Origin of the sequence: Polynucleobacter kasalickyi, from assembly GCF_900176405.1 — a bacterium.
Lineage (GTDB): Bacteria > Pseudomonadota > Gammaproteobacteria > Burkholderiales > Burkholderiaceae > Polynucleobacter > Polynucleobacter kasalickyi.
Genome location: NZ_FWXJ01000012.1, coordinates 39,948 through 55,389, shown reverse-complemented (window position 1 = coordinate 55,389; position 15,442 = coordinate 39,948). Strand labels below are relative to the sequence as shown.

At 39.9% G+C, this 15,442-nt stretch carries 14 protein-coding genes; 11 read left to right on the top strand and 3 right to left on the bottom strand.

The window, feature by feature from the left end; all coding sequences use genetic code 11:
- Positions 1-25: 25 nt before the first annotated feature.
- Entirely contained in the window at positions 26-379 is a 354-nt protein-coding gene (gene uraH / locus B8983_RS11000) for a hydroxyisourate hydrolase (protein ID WP_084284809.1), read from the bottom strand.
- Positions 380-552: 173 nt separating this feature from the next.
- On the opposite strand from uraH, the gene puuE reads away from it, so the two are divergent.
- The 6 genes from puuE to B8983_RS10970 all read left to right on the top strand — a co-directional run bounded on the left by puuE (position 553) and on the right by B8983_RS10970 (position 6,187).
- The gene (gene puuE, locus B8983_RS10995) at positions 553-1,485 is read left to right on the top strand and encodes an allantoinase PuuE (protein WP_084284806.1); all 933 of its coding nucleotides are present in this window, start codon (positions 553-555) and stop codon (positions 1,483-1,485) included.
- Between the two features lie 34 nt (positions 1,486-1,519).
- A complete protein-coding gene (gene uraD / locus B8983_RS10990; RefSeq protein WP_084284803.1) occupies positions 1,520-2,026 on the top strand; it encodes a 2-oxo-4-hydroxy-4-carboxy-5-ureidoimidazoline decarboxylase in 507 nt (168 codons plus the stop codon).
- A gap of 156 nt (positions 2,027-2,182) precedes the next feature.
- Positions 2,183-3,208, top strand: coding sequence for an ABC transporter substrate-binding protein (locus tag B8983_RS10985; RefSeq protein ID WP_084284799.1), 1,026 nt, complete (start codon positions 2,183-2,185; stop codon positions 3,206-3,208).
- On the top strand, positions 3,208-4,005 hold the full coding sequence (locus B8983_RS10980; RefSeq protein WP_084284794.1) for an ABC transporter ATP-binding protein: 798 nt from the start codon (positions 3,208-3,210) through the stop codon (positions 4,003-4,005). The genes B8983_RS10985 and B8983_RS10980 overlap by 1 nt, the downstream gene beginning before the upstream one ends.
- Positions 4,002-4,760, top strand: coding sequence for an ABC transporter permease (locus tag B8983_RS10975; protein WP_084284788.1), 759 nt, complete (start codon positions 4,002-4,004; stop codon positions 4,758-4,760). The genes B8983_RS10980 and B8983_RS10975 overlap by 4 nt, the downstream gene beginning before the upstream one ends.
- Positions 4,761-4,822: 62 nt before the next feature.
- Positions 4,823-6,187: an 8-oxoguanine deaminase gene (locus B8983_RS10970; protein ID WP_084284785.1), complete on the top strand. Its 1,365-nt coding sequence runs from the start codon at positions 4,823-4,825 to the stop codon at positions 6,185-6,187.
- A gap of 5 nt (positions 6,188-6,192) precedes the next feature.
- Here B8983_RS10970 and gpt read toward each other — a convergent pair whose 3' ends face one another.
- Positions 6,193-6,708, bottom strand: a complete 516-nt coding sequence (gene gpt / locus B8983_RS10965) for a xanthine phosphoribosyltransferase (protein WP_084284783.1) — start codon at positions 6,706-6,708, stop codon at positions 6,193-6,195.
- A gap of 27 nt (positions 6,709-6,735) precedes the next feature.
- Positions 6,736-7,782, bottom strand: a complete 1,047-nt coding sequence (locus tag B8983_RS10960; protein WP_084284780.1) for a Rieske 2Fe-2S domain-containing protein — start codon at positions 7,780-7,782, stop codon at positions 6,736-6,738.
- Between the two features lie 235 nt (positions 7,783-8,017).
- Here B8983_RS10960 and B8983_RS10955 point away from each other — a divergent pair, with 235 nt between their 5' ends.
- From B8983_RS10955 to guaD, 5 genes are all read left to right on the top strand, one after another.
- Complete coding sequence (locus B8983_RS10955) at positions 8,018-9,133, top strand: porin (protein WP_084284777.1); 1,116 nt, start codon at positions 8,018-8,020, stop codon at positions 9,131-9,133.
- A gap of 96 nt (positions 9,134-9,229) precedes the next feature.
- Entirely contained in the window at positions 9,230-10,720 is a 1,491-nt protein-coding gene (gene xdhA, locus B8983_RS10950; RefSeq protein WP_084284774.1) for a xanthine dehydrogenase small subunit, read from the top strand.
- Positions 10,713-13,019: a xanthine dehydrogenase molybdopterin binding subunit gene (gene xdhB / locus B8983_RS10945; protein WP_084284915.1), complete on the top strand. Its 2,307-nt coding sequence runs from the start codon at positions 10,713-10,715 to the stop codon at positions 13,017-13,019. The genes xdhA and xdhB overlap by 8 nt, the downstream gene beginning before the upstream one ends.
- Positions 13,016-14,050, top strand: a complete 1,035-nt coding sequence (gene xdhC / locus B8983_RS10940; RefSeq protein ID WP_084284767.1) for a xanthine dehydrogenase accessory protein XdhC — start codon at positions 13,016-13,018, stop codon at positions 14,048-14,050. Before xdhB ends, xdhC begins: the two co-directional genes overlap by 4 nt.
- A 3-nt stretch (positions 14,051-14,053) precedes the next feature.
- On the top strand, positions 14,054-15,349 hold the full coding sequence (guaD, locus tag B8983_RS10935; RefSeq protein ID WP_084284761.1) for a guanine deaminase: 1,296 nt from the start codon (positions 14,054-14,056) through the stop codon (positions 15,347-15,349).
- Positions 15,350-15,442: the final 93 nt, after the last annotated feature.

Genomic DNA, 15,442 nt, shown 5'->3' with positions numbered 1-15,442 from the left:
ACCGATAACTTAATTGATCAAATAATCATGAACCTCTATAGGTTGAGTAACTCCAAGGTGTTACAAGTAGGGGGACATGATAATGTGATTCCGAATTGGCTGCGTAAAACTGAATAAGGACATTATTGAGAAAATGTGGCTCGGTTAAATTCAGAGATGAGTTTTTGAAATAATTCCCAATTTCAAATTCTAGAAGATATTCTCCTGCAATAAACTTGTCGCCTTCTAGAAGCGGTGTGTCACACCGACCATCGTCATTGGTCACTTTGGAAGCAAGCAATACTTGTGAGGAATCACTCTTAAAGTATAAATTGACCTTAATGCCTTTGCCTGGTATTCCTTGCGCAGTGTCAAGTACGTGCGTGGTTAACCTGCCCATGATTGATACCCAATATATAAAAGATTAATCATATTATTACTCAAATTGAATAATGTTTATTTGAAACTTTAGCACCAAAATGGTGGAAAATTTTTGGACTTGCTTTGAAATACCTCAATTAATGGGTATTATTTTCCCATGACAACGTAAATGAGGTTTGAGTGTAAAAAAATATGAATAGTTCTTACCCCAGAGATTTAATTGGTTATGGCAACCAACCTATCCACCCTAAATGGCCCAACGGCGCCAGAATAGCGGTCCAATTTGTTTTAAATTATGAAGAAGGTGGAGAAAACTCTGTCTTACACGGCGATAAAGCATCTGAGCAATTCTTATCGGAAATTATCGGTGCAGCAGCATTTGAAGCCCGTCATTTGTCAATGGAATCGATTTATGAATACGGCTCTCGGGCAGGGGTTTGGCGGATCTTAAATGAGTTCAAGAAAAGAAATCTGAACTTCACTGTCTTTGGCATTGGTATGGCACTGGAGCGTCATCCAGAACTCGCAAAAACTTTTGTCGAGTTAGGTCATGAAATTGTGAGTCATGGTTGGCGTTGGATTCATTATCAAGATGTGGACATTGATACTGAGCGCGAGCATATGCGACTCGCAACCGAGAAAATAAAAGAGATTACGGGTGTAGCCCCTTTGGGTTGGTATACCGGCAGAGACTCTCCCAATACCAGAACCTTATTGCTTGAGCAAGGTGGATATTTGTATGATTCTGATTACTATGGTGATGATTTACCATTTTGGATAAAGCACCCGATGACCGATGGTTCTGAAAAGAATCATTTAATTATTCCTTATACCCTAGATTCGAATGACATGCGGTTTGCTTCACCACAAGGATTTAATACCTCTGAACATTTCTATCAATATTTAAAAGATAGTTTTGACGTGCTTTACGCTGAGGGCGATCCAAACGGCCAAAACCAACCTAAAATGTTATCCATTGGTATGCATTGTCGAATTCTTGGACGGCCAGGACGCTTTATTGCTCTGCAGAAATTTTTGGATTACATCGCCCAAAAAGAGGATGTTTGGGTTTGTCGTCGAGTGGATATAGCCAACCATTGGTATGAAAATCACCCAGCGGCATGAATGTAAGCCTTTTTAAAGATAACGACAAAATCTAATGAAAATAGACCAAATTAACCAGTTCAGTCAAAGTGAATTTATCGATACCTTTAGCGGTATTTTTGAGCACAGCCCTTGGGTAGCTGAGCAAGCATATGTGCACAAGCCATTTCATTCAATCGAAGATCTTCACCAAAAAATGGTGGAGGTAGTTCGCGGCTCCGGTCATGCACCTCAATTAAAGCTCATTTGTGCTCACCCAGAACTAGCGGGCAAAGCTGCTGTGAGGAAGGACTTGACGCACCATTCACTGAATGAACAGAGTGGCGCTGGATTAGACCAATGCTCTCCTGAAGAATTTGAGCTGTTACAGTCCTTGAACGCTCAATATCTCACCAAGTTCGGTTTTCCGTTTATTTTGGCGGTGAAAGGTCACAATCGGCAAAGTATCATTCAAAATTTTGCAAATCGCCTCAATCATGAAAAGACGGTGGAATTTCAAGAGTGTCTTGAGCAAATATATCGGATCGCCCAATTTCGACTAGAAACTTACGCAAATGCGTGAACTTTTTTATCGTTGAAGTTCGTGTTTTTTCCCGCACTAAATTGGTGACAATTCTTTTAAATTGACATTAATTATTGAAAATGAATGTGATTTTCATTTAAAGTGAAGAATAAATAAGTTCATTTTTTTATCAAAGTAAAACATTACAGGAAAACTATGTCGATTAACCTTCAAGTTTTAAAACGCTTATTTCTGATTATTGCAGTTGTTTCTTCAGGTAACTCCTTTGCACAAACCGCTATTAAATTCCAATTAGACTGGCGTTTTGAGGGGCCATCAGCTTTTTTCTTGGAGCCTGCAGCCAAAGGGTACTTTAAACAAGTTGGTTTAGATGTCAGTATTGATGCTGGAAATGGTTCAGGAAATGCGGTCAACCGGGTTGCTTCCGGTTCTTATGACATTGGTTTTGCCGACATGGCTGCATTAATGGAGTTTCATGGCAATAACCCAGATGCACCTAATAAGCCTGTTGCGGTCATGATGGTCTATAACAATACTCCCGCATCGGTGATTACGATTAAGGGCTCGAATGTAAAGAAAATTTCTGATTTAACTGGTAAAAAATTAGGTGCGCCAGTTTTTGATGCCGGCAGACGTTCCTTTCAGCTCTTTCAAGACGCTAATAAATTAGGTCCTGTTAATTGGATCAGTATGGATCCTGCTTTGAGAGAAACGATGTTGGTAAAGGGTGATCTCGATGCGATTACTGGTTTTGGGTTTACCTCTATTCTTAATTTAGAGGCTAGAGGAATTAAAGCTGAGGATATTATTGCATTTCCCTTTGCGCAAAATGGTGTGAAGCTTTACGGCAACGCCATTATTGTTTCTCCGAAGTTAATTAAGGAAAATCCTGCTGCAATTAAAGCATTCTTAGAGGCATTTACAAAAGGTGCAAAAGAAGTAATTGCCAATCCGGATGACTCCATTCAATATGTCAAACAAAAAGACGGAATTATCAATGTTGATTTAGAAAAACGCAGACTCAGACTAGCAATTAAGGATGCAGTAGTTACTCCAGACGCAAAAGCAGAAGGATTTGGAACATTGAGCTTGCCAAGACTTGCTTTGATGGCTTCCCAAGTCTCCGATATTTATAAAACAAAAACAAGAGTAAATCCTGATTTCGTTTGGGATGGATCCTTCCTTCCATTAGCAAGTCTTAAGACGGTTTTACCTAAATAATGTCTGATTCATTTATAAAATTTGATGATGTTTCTCATGGGTATGGTGATTTGCCTGCCCAAGGGAAGTTCGCAGTAGAGAATATTTCACTCGAAGTTCATACGGGGGGATTTATTGCAATCGTAGGCCCCTCAGGGTGCGGTAAGTCCACCTTTATGAAGTTGACCACGGGTTTACAGAAACCGAGTCGAGGTCGTATTACGGTTGGTGGCAATGAGGTCAATGGTCCTTTAAGTTTTAGTGGCATGGCTTTTCAAGCACCGACCTTGTTGCCATGGCGGACAACCCTGGAAAATATTCTATTACCTTTGGAAATCGTTGAGCCCTTTCGCTTTGATTTCCGTAAAAAGAAGGATGAGTATATTCAAAGAGCACTGAAACTTCTGGAGAGTGTTGGTTTGAAGGGCTACGCCGATAAATTTCCTTGGGAATTATCAGGTGGTATGCAGCAACGAGCAAGTATTTGTCGGGCGCTCATTCATCAACCGAAAATGTTATTGCTAGATGAACCATTTGGTGCTTTAGATGCCTTTACCCGCGAAGAACTTTGGAATATTCTGAAAGATTTATGGACTGAGCAACAATTTAACGTGATCTTAGTTACGCATGATTTGAGAGAAGCTGTTTATCTAGCCGACACGGTCTATGTGATGAGTAAAAGTCCAGGAAAAATTGTCTTTAAAAGAGAAATCGATTTACCACGCCCTAGGGATTTGGAAATTACTTATACAGAGGCATTTACGAATATTGTTCATGAACTCAGAGGACATATTGGTTCGATTAGGTCCGGCAAATGAAAAAGAAAAATTTTTTAGAAAAAAATGCGGCGATAGTGTTGTTCATTGCACTATTAGTGATTTGGCAACTCATCTGTACTGTATTTAAAGTTAGTGAATTTATTTTCCCTAGCCCCATTCAAATTGGTCAAAACCTCTTTGAGTTTAGAACAGAAATCCTTCGCCACTCTTGGGTGACTTTTTGGACCACGATGGTTGGTTTTGGAATATCAATCATGGTAGGCGTGATGTTAGGCTTCTTGATTGGCTCTTCTAAGATCGCATATGATGCGCTATATCCCATTATGACGGCCTTTAATGCGCTGCCTAAAGCAGCCTTTGTGCCCATTCTAGTGGTCTGGTTTGGAATTGGCGCAGGCCCAGCAATTTTGACAGCCTTTCTGATTAGTTTTTTCCCGATTATGGTTAATATTGCCACAGCGCTTGCCACAATAGAACCAGAGCTTGAGGATGTGTTGAGGGTTTTAGGTGCAAGTAAAAAGGATATTATCGTCAAAATTGGTATGCCAAGATGTCTGCCATTTTTCTTTGCCAGTTTAAAAGTTGCAATTACTCTCGCGTTTGTCGGAACTACGGTTTCTGAAATGAGCGCATCAAACGAAGGTATTGGTTATTTGTTGATTTCTGCAGGATCATCCATGAGATTACCACTGGCTTTTGCTGGACTCGTATCGATCGGTGTGATGGCCATGAGCATGTATGAGTTGTTTGCAGTGATTGAGCGTAAAAAGACTGCTTGGGCTCACCGTAGTTAATAATTTGAATAAAAGACTGCTTTGCCAACTAGCAGTCTTGTTTCTTGGGTATCCATCCTAATATGTCAAACATTAGTAATAAATTACTATTCAATATTGCGCACTTAGTGACGATGGATTCTCAGCACTCTGAATTACAAAATGCTGCGATTTATATTGAAAGCAATCAGATTCGTTGGATTGGTAAATCCTCAGAAATTCCCAAGCACTATCTTGAAAATACCCAGCAGATAGATATGCAAGGCCATATTGTTTTACCTGGCTTTATCAATACGCATCATCATATGTTCCAGACGCTCACGAAGACGGTGGCGCAGGATGCAGAATTGTTCGGCTGGCTCAAAACCTTATATCCCATTTGGTCAAAGATCACTCCTGAGATGATTCGGGTCTCAGCACTCACGGCGATGGCCGAATTAATGTTATCTGGCTGCACGACGACTAGCGACCATTTATATTTATTCCCCAATGGTGCAAGTCTAGAGGATGAAATTCAGGCGGCTCAGACCATTGGTATTCGTTTTCATGCCGCAAGGGGGGCGATGAGCGTCGGTGAAAGTTTAGGAGGACTTCCGCCAGATGCACTCGTGGAGGATGAAGTCCTCATCTTAAAAGATACTCAAGAAATGATCGAGAAATGGCATGACAATACAAAATATGCCATGTTGCATATCGTGGTTGCGCCTTGTTCCCCCTTTTCTGTTTCAGAAAATTTAATGCGCGAATCGGCTAAATTGGCAAGACAGTATGGAGTTCAACTCCATACGCATCTGGCCGAGAACATCAATGATGTTTTATATTCAAAGGAAAAATTTAATCAGACACCTGCCCAATATGCAGAAAGTCTAGGCTGGGTGGGAGATGATGTATGGCATGCACATTGTGTGCAACTTGACGCTGAGGGCATCAAAGTGTTTGCACGTACCAAGACCGGAGTTTGTCATTGTCCAAGCTCTAATATGCGATTAGCTTCCGGCATAGCTCCGATTCGGCAGATGCTGAATGCTGGGGTACCTGTTGGGTTAGGTGTGGATGGTTCTGCTTCCAATGACTCTGGTAATCTGATTCAAGAGGTAAGACAGGCCATGTTATTACAAAGGGTGGCCAATAATGATCCACAGGCCTTAAATGCAAGGCAAGCGCTACGGCTAGCGACAGTTGGCGGCGCAGAGGTTTTAGGTAGGCAAGACATTGGTTCCATTCAAGTAGGTATGGCGGCCGATATCATTGGCTTTAAACAACAGCAATTGAGCTTTGCCGGATGCTCTGATCCAGTTGCCGGAATTGTTTTTTCTCCGCCGTCGCAAGTAGACTTTAGTATGATCAACGGAAGGATCCGAGTGATGAATGCTGAGTTAGTAGACTTTGATCTAGAAAGACACGTTTCTACGCATTCACTACTCAGTCGAAAATTAATGGCACATTAATTTTTTTACTCCTTTGGTGCAATCTTTGCTCTGTGGTGGATAGGTACTGAGAATTGATATTCAATGTCCCAAGGGAAAAAGATCCATTCAGCTTGCTCGAATTCTTTGACATAAAGATCAACTAAGGGCTTACCTTCAGGCTTCGCATATAAAGTACAAAAATAGGCTTTGGGTAATTTTTCACGAATAAACTTTGCAGTTTTACCGGTATCCACTAGGTCGTCGATGAGTAAAAATCCATCACCATCGCCTTCTATCATTTTGATCACTTCTAGTTCTTTTTGATTTTGTGCTGCTCCATCAGAATTGCCGTCGTAACTTGAAATACAGACGGTATCAATCAACTTAATATTTAATTCTCTGGCAATCAGTGCTGCAGGAATAAGACCACCTTTAGTAATCGCAATAATGCCTTTCCACGGCCCCTTTGCTAACAGTAAATGAGATAAAAAACGCGCATCCCGATGAATTTCTGTCCATGAAATGATGACTTCATTTTGATAAGGGTTAGTGACTGACATAGTTTTAGATGGAATAAGTGGAGGGGGTTAAAGAGCTAAATGGTTTATTACACCATATTGTAAGTTATTCGTCTTTAGGTATTTGCGATAGGCAATCGATAGACGGTCACTCACTACTGAAACTTCGGCATCAGGATTGAGCGGCAGTAATTTGGGCTCTTGATGTTCTACGATCGATTTATCTTGTAAAAAGATTAAATCTTGAAATTCTCTTAATTCTTGTTCAGAGTGTTCGAAATCATTTAAGGCCATAATAATCCAAGCCCGAGTGATCGTCGGCTCTACTGGTTGGAGATGTAGGCTAATCGCATCGGCGAGTCCATCCGAGGTGGAACTTTGTCCGCTACTCTGTTTATTCAGAATAGCAGAGAAGGGGTGAACTACACGATATGCATATTCGACTAGTTCCGGTTGGTTGGATTTTTTACTCGCTTTAGGCTGCCAAGAAAAGCATTTGGTTGCTCTTATACCCTCGCCATAAATATCATCGGAGAACGCTTCTACCTGATAGTCCGGAATATCCATTTTGCTTTGGTCCCCTAAGATCCCTTCATGAACAAATGGAAAGTGAGACATATCTAAAAAGTTTTCAATAATCCGTGGTCCACTTGCAGCAAGATCATAGGGACCACAAAAGACAATTCGCCGACTTTTTTCATCAAACTCAGGGTATGGAAAGATGTCACCAACCGGCTCACCTAAACAGCCCCAAATTAAGCCATATTTCACTAGAAGTTTAAATTGCCGTACACATCCCTTTAAGTTATCTTCTAATAATTGTGGCAAAGATGGAATATAACTACATTTACCAGATGGCTTAAATCGCCAGCCATGATAAGGGCACACGAGTTGATTCTCTTGGATAGTGCCTAACGATAATTTCATTCCCCGATGTGGACACTGATCCAGCCACAAATGAAAATTATTATTGTCATCACACCACAAGACGAGTGATTGACCCAATAGAGTAATCGATTGCATCGTGCCAGGTAGCGTGACTGCAGCAATGGCGATAGGATGCCAATCATTTTGAAGTTGATTAAAAGACTTCTGGTTAGTGGTTTGAATAAACATGATTAAAAAATTGTAATTATTTATAAGAGTAGTAGAAAAATTTGCAATTAAAAAATAATAAGCAAAGCCTGTAATTTTTCTGTCATATTTTGGTGCATCTCCTTATGCCTTAGCACTTATTTGGAACAGTTGGTAATTAAAACGAAAGTTCATAGGTTCATTATTAAAACGTGCAGGTAATTACCATGCTCAAAATTTTAGGGTAGATATTTTTAATTTTTAAGGAGAATCTTGTATGCAACACAAATTTTTAGGGAAAAAAACAGCTTTAGTCTTGTCAATGTTAGCTGCTTTTGCAGCTTCTAGTGCCCATGCTGACGTAAAAGTCGTCGATGGCTTATCAGTCTTCGGTTTGGCCGATTTATCTTTGCAGTCAAGCAAAGCTCCTGGTGGCGATACTTCCAACTTGACCCCAACCAGTGGTGCGATGACTACATCGTATTTTGGCATTAAAGGTGAGCGTGCAGTTGGCGATACTGGCTTAACTGCTGGATTTAGTGCTTCGACTTTCTTGGATTTAACTCAGGGTAAAGTTATTGGACCAAATTTATTCACTCGAAATGCTAGCGGATCTTTAGCCGGTAGCTTTGGTAAAGTAACGATTGGTCGCGATATCGCTCCGCACTTCTTGCCAACTATTTTATTCAATGCGTACGGTGATTCCGGTGGATATGGCCCACTCTGGCATGCAATGTATTTCAACTTTAATACACCTTCACAATCAATCAGTAACAGTACTTCAAACGGTTTGTATGGTGATACAGCTTGGGATCGTCAAATTATTTATACATTGCCAAAATTTGGTAATGCAGAAATTAACTTGCACTATGCACCTAATGGCGGTAAGTCTAGCGGTAACAACTTCGGTGCGAACGTATTGTACTTTGATGGCCCTTTAGCATTAACAGCCTATTACTCTAATACCCAAGTAATGCCAATTGGTAACAGTGAAATTGGTATGGATGTTTTCACAACAGGTAATAATTCAGCTCAAGCCTACATGGGTGGTGCATCATATGACTTCGGCGTTGCTAAAGTATTTATGACTTACCAAGATGCTAAACAATCAAGTGCTGGTACAGAGTCAAAAACATTCCAAGTTAGTACGAAGATTCCTGCAGGTCCTGGAAAAATCTTAATTGAATATGCAAACACTAACTACACTTCTAGTTTAGTTGCGCTTAATACATCGTTAGGTGGCGTTTCTTCTACAGTAAACGAAACAGTCGTTGGCTATGACTATCCATTGGATGATAAGACTGATGCATATGTAAACTACGGTTATACAAGTGCTTCTAACACGTCAGGTACTGGATATGTTTATGGTGCTGGTATTAGAATGAAGTTCTAATCCTAGGAAGTTTTAAGTAATTTAATAGCAAAAAAAACCAACAAGTGAGAAGATCACTTGTTGGTTTTTCAGAGTGTGACATAAATCGGGGTATAAATGATTCCCAAGTCTAGTCAGACCATTCAATTCTATTTAGATGATGAATTGATTCAATTACCAGTTGAAAATCAACAAGAGACCTTGTTAGATTTTATTCGGTTACAAACTAATAATACGAGTGTTAAAGAAGGCTGCGGTGAGGGTGACTGTGGTGCTTGCATGGTACTTCAAGCGCAGACTGAACAAGGAAAATTAGTCTATAAAACCGTTAATTCGTGTATCAAATTTGTTCCAGGGCTTCATAAAAAATCAATTTATACCGCAAAGTATATTTCGCAATCTTTACAAGAGCTACACCCAGTGCAACAAGCAATGGTGACTTGTCATGGTTCTCAATGTGGGTTTTGTACGCCAGGCTTTGTGATTTCCTTATTAGCGCATTACTTAGATGGTGAATCGAAGCATGCGCATGAAGATGATGTAATTAATGCAATTTCAGGAAATCTGTGTCGATGTACGGGCTATCGGCCGATTATTGAAGCGGGCCTACAAATGCAAGAGCTGCCAGAGCCAATGCGTTTTAGTAGGGCTGATGCCTTTTCTGAGAAACGCTTACAACAACAAATCGATTTGGAACTACAGCCAGATTTAGTTTCAGATTTATTCATTGCCCCGAGTGATTTGGAAACATTTGCAAGCGTGTATGTCGCACATCCAGAGTATCAAATACTGGCAGGAGGCACCGATGTGGGCCTTTGGGTTACTCAACATTTAAAACAGTTAAAGCCAATACTTTTTATTGGTGAAGTCAAAGAACTTCAGCAGATCAAAGAACAGGATCAATCTATTTGGATTGGTGCTGGTGTAAATTTAGAAGATGCATTTAAGAGAATCGTCCATCATTTTCCTGATTTAGAAGAATTACACCAACGATTTGCCTCTCTACCGATTCGGAAGTCAGGTACTTTGTGCGGTAATGTGGCGAATGGGTCACCGATTGGCGATAGTATGCCAATATTGATCGCACTTAATACTCGTGTGGTTTTACGTCAAGGTCAAACTACCAGGGAGATGAACCTCGAAGATTTTTATTTGGGCTATCAGCAGAAAAATTTGCAGCCAGGAGAGTTTGTAGAAGCCGTAAAAATTCCTCTTCCAACTACGAATGAGCGTATCGCTAGCTATAAAGTTTCCAAAAGATTTGAACAAGATATTTCTGCCATCTGTTTTGGCGCAAAATTAGTGGTTGAGAATGGACTCATTCAATCCATTCGCGTTGCGTTTGGTGGAATGGCTGCCACGCCCAAAAGGGCAATTCTGCTAGAAAATTATTTAATCAACAAACCTTGGAGCCTCTCTGTCATTCAAGATGCTCAAGAGATCATCGAGCAAGATTTTGCACCCTTATCAGATTTAAGAGCAAGCGCAAATTATCGTACAACAGTTGCCAAAAATTTATTAGTTCGTTTTTATAATGAAGTGAATCAGTCTGGATTATCGTTACATGATTTTTCTCCCATCATTAGCGAGGCCCATGCTAATGAATAAGGAAGCCAAAACAGTGTCTACGATGGGTAAACAAATTGAGCATGAAAGTGCTCATTTGCATGTTTCAGGTAATGCTCAATATATTGATGATATGGCGTTGCCAGTGAATGCCTTACACGTGGCATTGGGTGTTAGTAGTGTGGCAAGAGGCAAAATACTTGAACTTGATTTATGTAAAGTGAAAGAATATCCTGGGGTCGTTACAGTCTTAACCAGCGCAGATATTCCAGGGGAAAATAATTTTGGTTGTGCCGTCAAAGATGATCCAATTTTTCCGGAATCCCAAATTGATTTTTATGGACAACCACTGTTTGCAGTTGTAGCATCATCGCATTTAATTGCTAAACAAGCGGCAAAGCTAGCTAGAGTTCAAGTTGAGGAAGAAATCCCTATCTTTGATATTCGAGAAGCTATTGAAAAAAGTAATTTTGTTTTACCACCAGTTGCGATGGAAAAAGGTAATGTTGAAGAGGGTTTTGCGTCAGCTACGCATCGACTCAAAAATTCTATCAAGTTAGGTGGGCAAGAACATTTTTATTTAGAAGGGAATATTGCATACGCTATTCCAATGGAAGATGGCGAATTAACCATCTATTCCTCCAGTCAACACCCTAGTGAAGTACAACACCTAGTGTCTCATGCCCTTAATCTTCCAGCAGCGATGATTCGGGTTGAATGTAAAAGACTGGGTGGCGGTTTTGGTGGTAAAGAAAGCCAGCCCGCTTGGTTTGCAATTATTGCAGCGCTTGCTGCCAAAAAGACGAAGTTTCCCGTGAAATTAAGAATTGATCGTGAAATGGATATGACGATTACGGGGAAGCGTCATGATTTTGAAATGGATTATGAAGTAGGCTTTGATGCCACTGGTAAGATTCTCTCGTTTGATGTGATGATGGCATCAAGATGTGGTTTCTCCGCCGATTTATCTGGGCCGGTCAATGATCGGGCATTATTTCATCTGGATAATTGCTATTTCATCCCAAATTTAAGAGCAATTTCGTATCGATGTAAAACGAACACCGTTTCTAATACTGCTTTTAGAGGTTTTGGTGGGCCACAAGGAATGTATTGCATTGAATATGCAATAGAGGACATCGCGGATTTCTTAAAAGTAGACCCGCTTGAGATTCGCAAAAAGAACTTTTACCAAAAAAATATGCTGACTCATTTTGATATGCCGGTCGAGGATATCATTATTGATGATTTAGTGAGTCAGTTAGTGGCGTCCTCCCAATATGTAGAGCGTCGTCAGAAAATTGAAAAGTTTAATCAACACAATAAGCATTTCAAAAGAGGCATTTCGCTCACTCCGGTAAAGTTTGGTATTTCTTTTACTGCTACTCATTTCAATCAAGCTGGTGCGCTAATACATATTTACACTGATGGTAGTATTTTGGTCAATCACGGTGGGTTAGAAATGGGACAAGGGTTAAATACTAAAATTCGTCAAATTGTGGCGAATGAATTTCAGGTAGATTTCTCTGTTGTGAAAATGTCTGCGACAGACACCAGTAAAATTCCAAATACCTCAGCAACAGCGGCGTCTTCTGGAACTGATTTGAATGGCATGGCCTCCCAAAATGCAGCCCAAATTCTAATCACTAGAATGAAAGAATTTTTAGCTAATAAATATCAATTATCAGTATCTGACATCGTGCTTAAAAACAATCAAGTGCATTTAGGAGATCAAACGATTTCTTTTGAAAAAGCAGTGCAAGAATGTTATGTTGGCCGAATATCTCTTTCTGCAACGGGCTTTTATGCTACTCCAAAAATCCATTACGATTCGAAAACACGTAAAGGTAGACCTTTCTTTTATTTCTCTTACGGGGCTGCTGTTTCTGAAGTGGTAGTTGATACACTAACGGGTGAAATGAAATTATTGCAAGTCGATATTTTGCACGATGTTGGACAATCCATTAATCCTGCTATTGATAAAGGTCAGATTGAAGGCGGTTTTTTGCAAGGACTTGGGTGGCTGACTTCCGAGGAGTTGTGGTGGAACCCGAAAGGTAAGCTGATGACGAATTCACCCTCGACTTATAAGATTCCCACGGCCTTTGATTGGCCTAAAGAAGGAAAAATAAATTTATACGCTTCGTCAGGAAATATTGAAAATACGATTTATAAATCCAAAGCAGTGGGTGAGCCCCCCTTAATGTTAGCTTTTTCTGCATTTCATGCGATTAAACATGCAATTCGTGGGCAGGTAGGGCAAGAGGGCATCCTTCATTTAGTCGCCCCAGCGACGCCTGAGTCTATTTTAAACGCCTTGAATACTCCTTTTGGTCTCGTATGATGAACTCGGAGTTTGAACGCATTAAACAATTAATTCTGACGAATCAGGCAGTAGTGAGGGTGGTAATCGCTGAGGCGAAGGGATCAACCCCTAGAGACCAGGGCACTAGTATGTTGGTTTGGTTAAATCGCTCCGGAAAGGTTGAAACCTTTGAATCAATTGGTGGTGGATATCTTGAAGAGAAAGCGATAGAAATTGCGCTTTTAAGCATCAATCAGCTTTATGCAAAAATCCATTTGCAGTCTTTTATTCTTGGTGTGGAGTTAGACCAGTGTTGCGGTGGAACTGTACAGTTAATTTGGGAAAGATATGAATCGATTGCAGATATTGATTGGTTATTTGAAGCAAATTCTGCAACAGGATCCTATCAAAAAATACTCAATTTAAAAACAGGAAAAAATCAACTCTCTTTACAAAGTACTAGTAAGGTTAAAAACGCTTTAGATGGATTAGTTGATTTACCCCATGCTACTTTTTTCTATGAAACTCTCCTTCAATCTAGTCCTGAGTTATGGTTGTTTGGTGCAGGGCATGTAGCAAAAAATTTATTAAAAAATTTACCTGATTTAAATTTTCGAGTTAAATGTTTAGATACTAGAGAGCTAATATTAGGTAAATCAGTCAATGACTACGAACTAGAATACCCACTTGTAGATTTTCATTTTCAATCGAATCTCTTGGAGTTAATTCCTACTGCGCCAATAGGGAGCTATTTCTTGGTAATGACTCATAGTCATCAATTAGATTTTTTGATTTGCCAAAAGATTCTCCAAAATGATTCTTTTGAATTTTTAGGATTAATTGGTTCCAAAACCAAATCAGCGCGATTCTCGAAAAGATTATTAGATACAGGTCTCGATAAAGAGCTAGTTCAACGTTTAAACTGCCCTATCGGCAAGAAATATGAATTCTCAAAAAGTCCTGCCATCATTGCTGTAGAAATCATGTCGAAGTTACTTGATGTGCAAGAAAATCAACGTAAGATGTTGAAACCAAAATCATTTGAATCTTATGATTCGGCAAGTGAGTAGAAAATGCCCAAAAAATTAATCAAAGCCAGAATTCTCCACTTTATTGATCAGAACGATACTCAGGCATCAAACTATGAATATTTTCCAGAGGGTGGGTTATTAATCGATGATGGCATCATTGAACAATGTGGGTCACTGAGTTCTATATTGCCGATGATGAGTGAAGAAGTTTCTATCATTGACTATAGTGATCAATTAATTATTCCTGGTTTTATCGATACCCATTTGCATTATCCCCAAATCGATGTGATAGCTTCACCTGGTAAAAATTTATTAGATTGGTTAGAGCGTTTTACTTTTCCGTCTGAAGCAAAGTATCAACATAGGGACTGGTCCCTCCAGTCGAGCGAATTCTTTTTAGAGGAATTGCTTCGTAACGGCACCACGTCCGCTTTAGTATTTGGCACCGTTCACTCGGAATCTGCTGACGCGCTTTTTACGACTGCTTTTGAGCGTAATTTTAGATTGCTAACTGGTAAAGTTGCGATGGATCGCAATTGCCCTGACTATTTACAAGACACTCCTGAGTCAAGTTATGAAGATGCTCTAGAGTTGATTAATAAGTGGCATTTAAAGGGGCGATTGCAGTATGCAATTACTCCTAGATTTGCTATTACTTCGAGTGAAGCGCAATTAGAAAAGATGGCCGAGTTAGCTCGGCTTTATCCTGAAATGGTGATTCAAACGCATCTGGCTGAAAATGTCGATGAAGTGGCCTGGATGAAAGAACTCTTTCCAAAACACCGAAGTTATTTGGATGTTTACGATCAATATGGCTTACTCAGGCCAAATTCAGTATATGCCCATTGTATTTATCTAGATGAATTGGATATTGCACGGCTTCAAACCACTAAAAGTTCAATCGCCTTTTGCCCTACATCTAACCTTTTTTTAGGTAGTGGCTTAATGAATTTGCAACATTACACATCACAGCAAATTCAGGTTGCTTTGGCGACTGATATTGGAGGGGGAACTAGCTTTAGTATGCTGAAAACGATGGGCCGAGCTTATGAAGTTGCCCACTTACGTGGCGATGTCCTGAGTGCTTTCGATTTATTTTATTTGGCCACCTTAGCGGGTGCTAAAGCCCTGGGTATAGACCGAAGCGTTGGTAATTTTATACCAGGGAAAGAGGCTGATTTTATCGTTTTAGATCTTAAAGCCACTCCTCTGATGGAAAGAAGGATTGGTATTTGTCAAAGCCTAGAAGAAGAATTGTTTGTCGCTTTAATCCTTGGGGATGACCGTAATATTCAAGCTACTTATTTAATGGGTGAGAAAAAGTATCAGCGGCAATAAGGTTTTATTTACACAAGCTTAGTTTTACAGCCTAGACTCTTCAGCACCTTGCTTCTTATATAAAATCAAATGATTAACTCCACCATATTGAGG

Bases quoted from the DNA above. Each gene is read 5' to 3' on its own strand.
- uraD (WP_084284803.1), top strand. From the start codon at position 1,520: ATGAAAATAGACCAAATTAACCAGTTCAGTCAAAGTGAATTTATCGAT.
- B8983_RS10960 (WP_084284780.1), bottom strand. From the start codon at position 7,782: ATGTTTATTCAAACCACTAACCAGAAGTCTTTTAATCAACTTCAAAAT.
- B8983_RS10955 (WP_084284777.1), top strand. From the start codon at position 8,018: ATGCAACACAAATTTTTAGGGAAAAAAACAGCTTTAGTCTTGTCAATG.
- B8983_RS10985 (WP_084284799.1), top strand. From the start codon at position 2,183: ATGTCGATTAACCTTCAAGTTTTAAAACGCTTATTTCTGATTATTGCA.
- B8983_RS10980 (WP_084284794.1), top strand. From the start codon at position 3,208: ATGTCTGATTCATTTATAAAATTTGATGATGTTTCTCATGGGTATGGT.
- xdhC (WP_084284767.1), top strand. From the start codon at position 13,016: ATGATGAACTCGGAGTTTGAACGCATTAAACAATTAATTCTGACGAAT.
- gpt (WP_084284783.1), bottom strand. From the start codon at position 6,708: ATGTCAGTCACTAACCCTTATCAAAATGAAGTCATCATTTCATGGACA.
- xdhB (WP_084284915.1), top strand. From the start codon at position 10,713: ATGAATAAGGAAGCCAAAACAGTGTCTACGATGGGTAAACAAATTGAG.
- uraH (WP_084284809.1), bottom strand. From the start codon at position 379: ATGGGCAGGTTAACCACGCACGTACTTGACACTGCGCAAGGAATACCA.
- guaD (WP_084284761.1), top strand. From the start codon at position 14,054: ATGCCCAAAAAATTAATCAAAGCCAGAATTCTCCACTTTATTGATCAG.
- B8983_RS10970 (WP_084284785.1), top strand. From the start codon at position 4,823: ATGTCAAACATTAGTAATAAATTACTATTCAATATTGCGCACTTAGTG.
- xdhA (WP_084284774.1), top strand. From the start codon at position 9,230: ATGATTCCCAAGTCTAGTCAGACCATTCAATTCTATTTAGATGATGAA.
- puuE (WP_084284806.1), top strand. From the start codon at position 553: ATGAATAGTTCTTACCCCAGAGATTTAATTGGTTATGGCAACCAACCT.
- B8983_RS10975 (WP_084284788.1), top strand. From the start codon at position 4,002: ATGAAAAAGAAAAATTTTTTAGAAAAAAATGCGGCGATAGTGTTGTTC.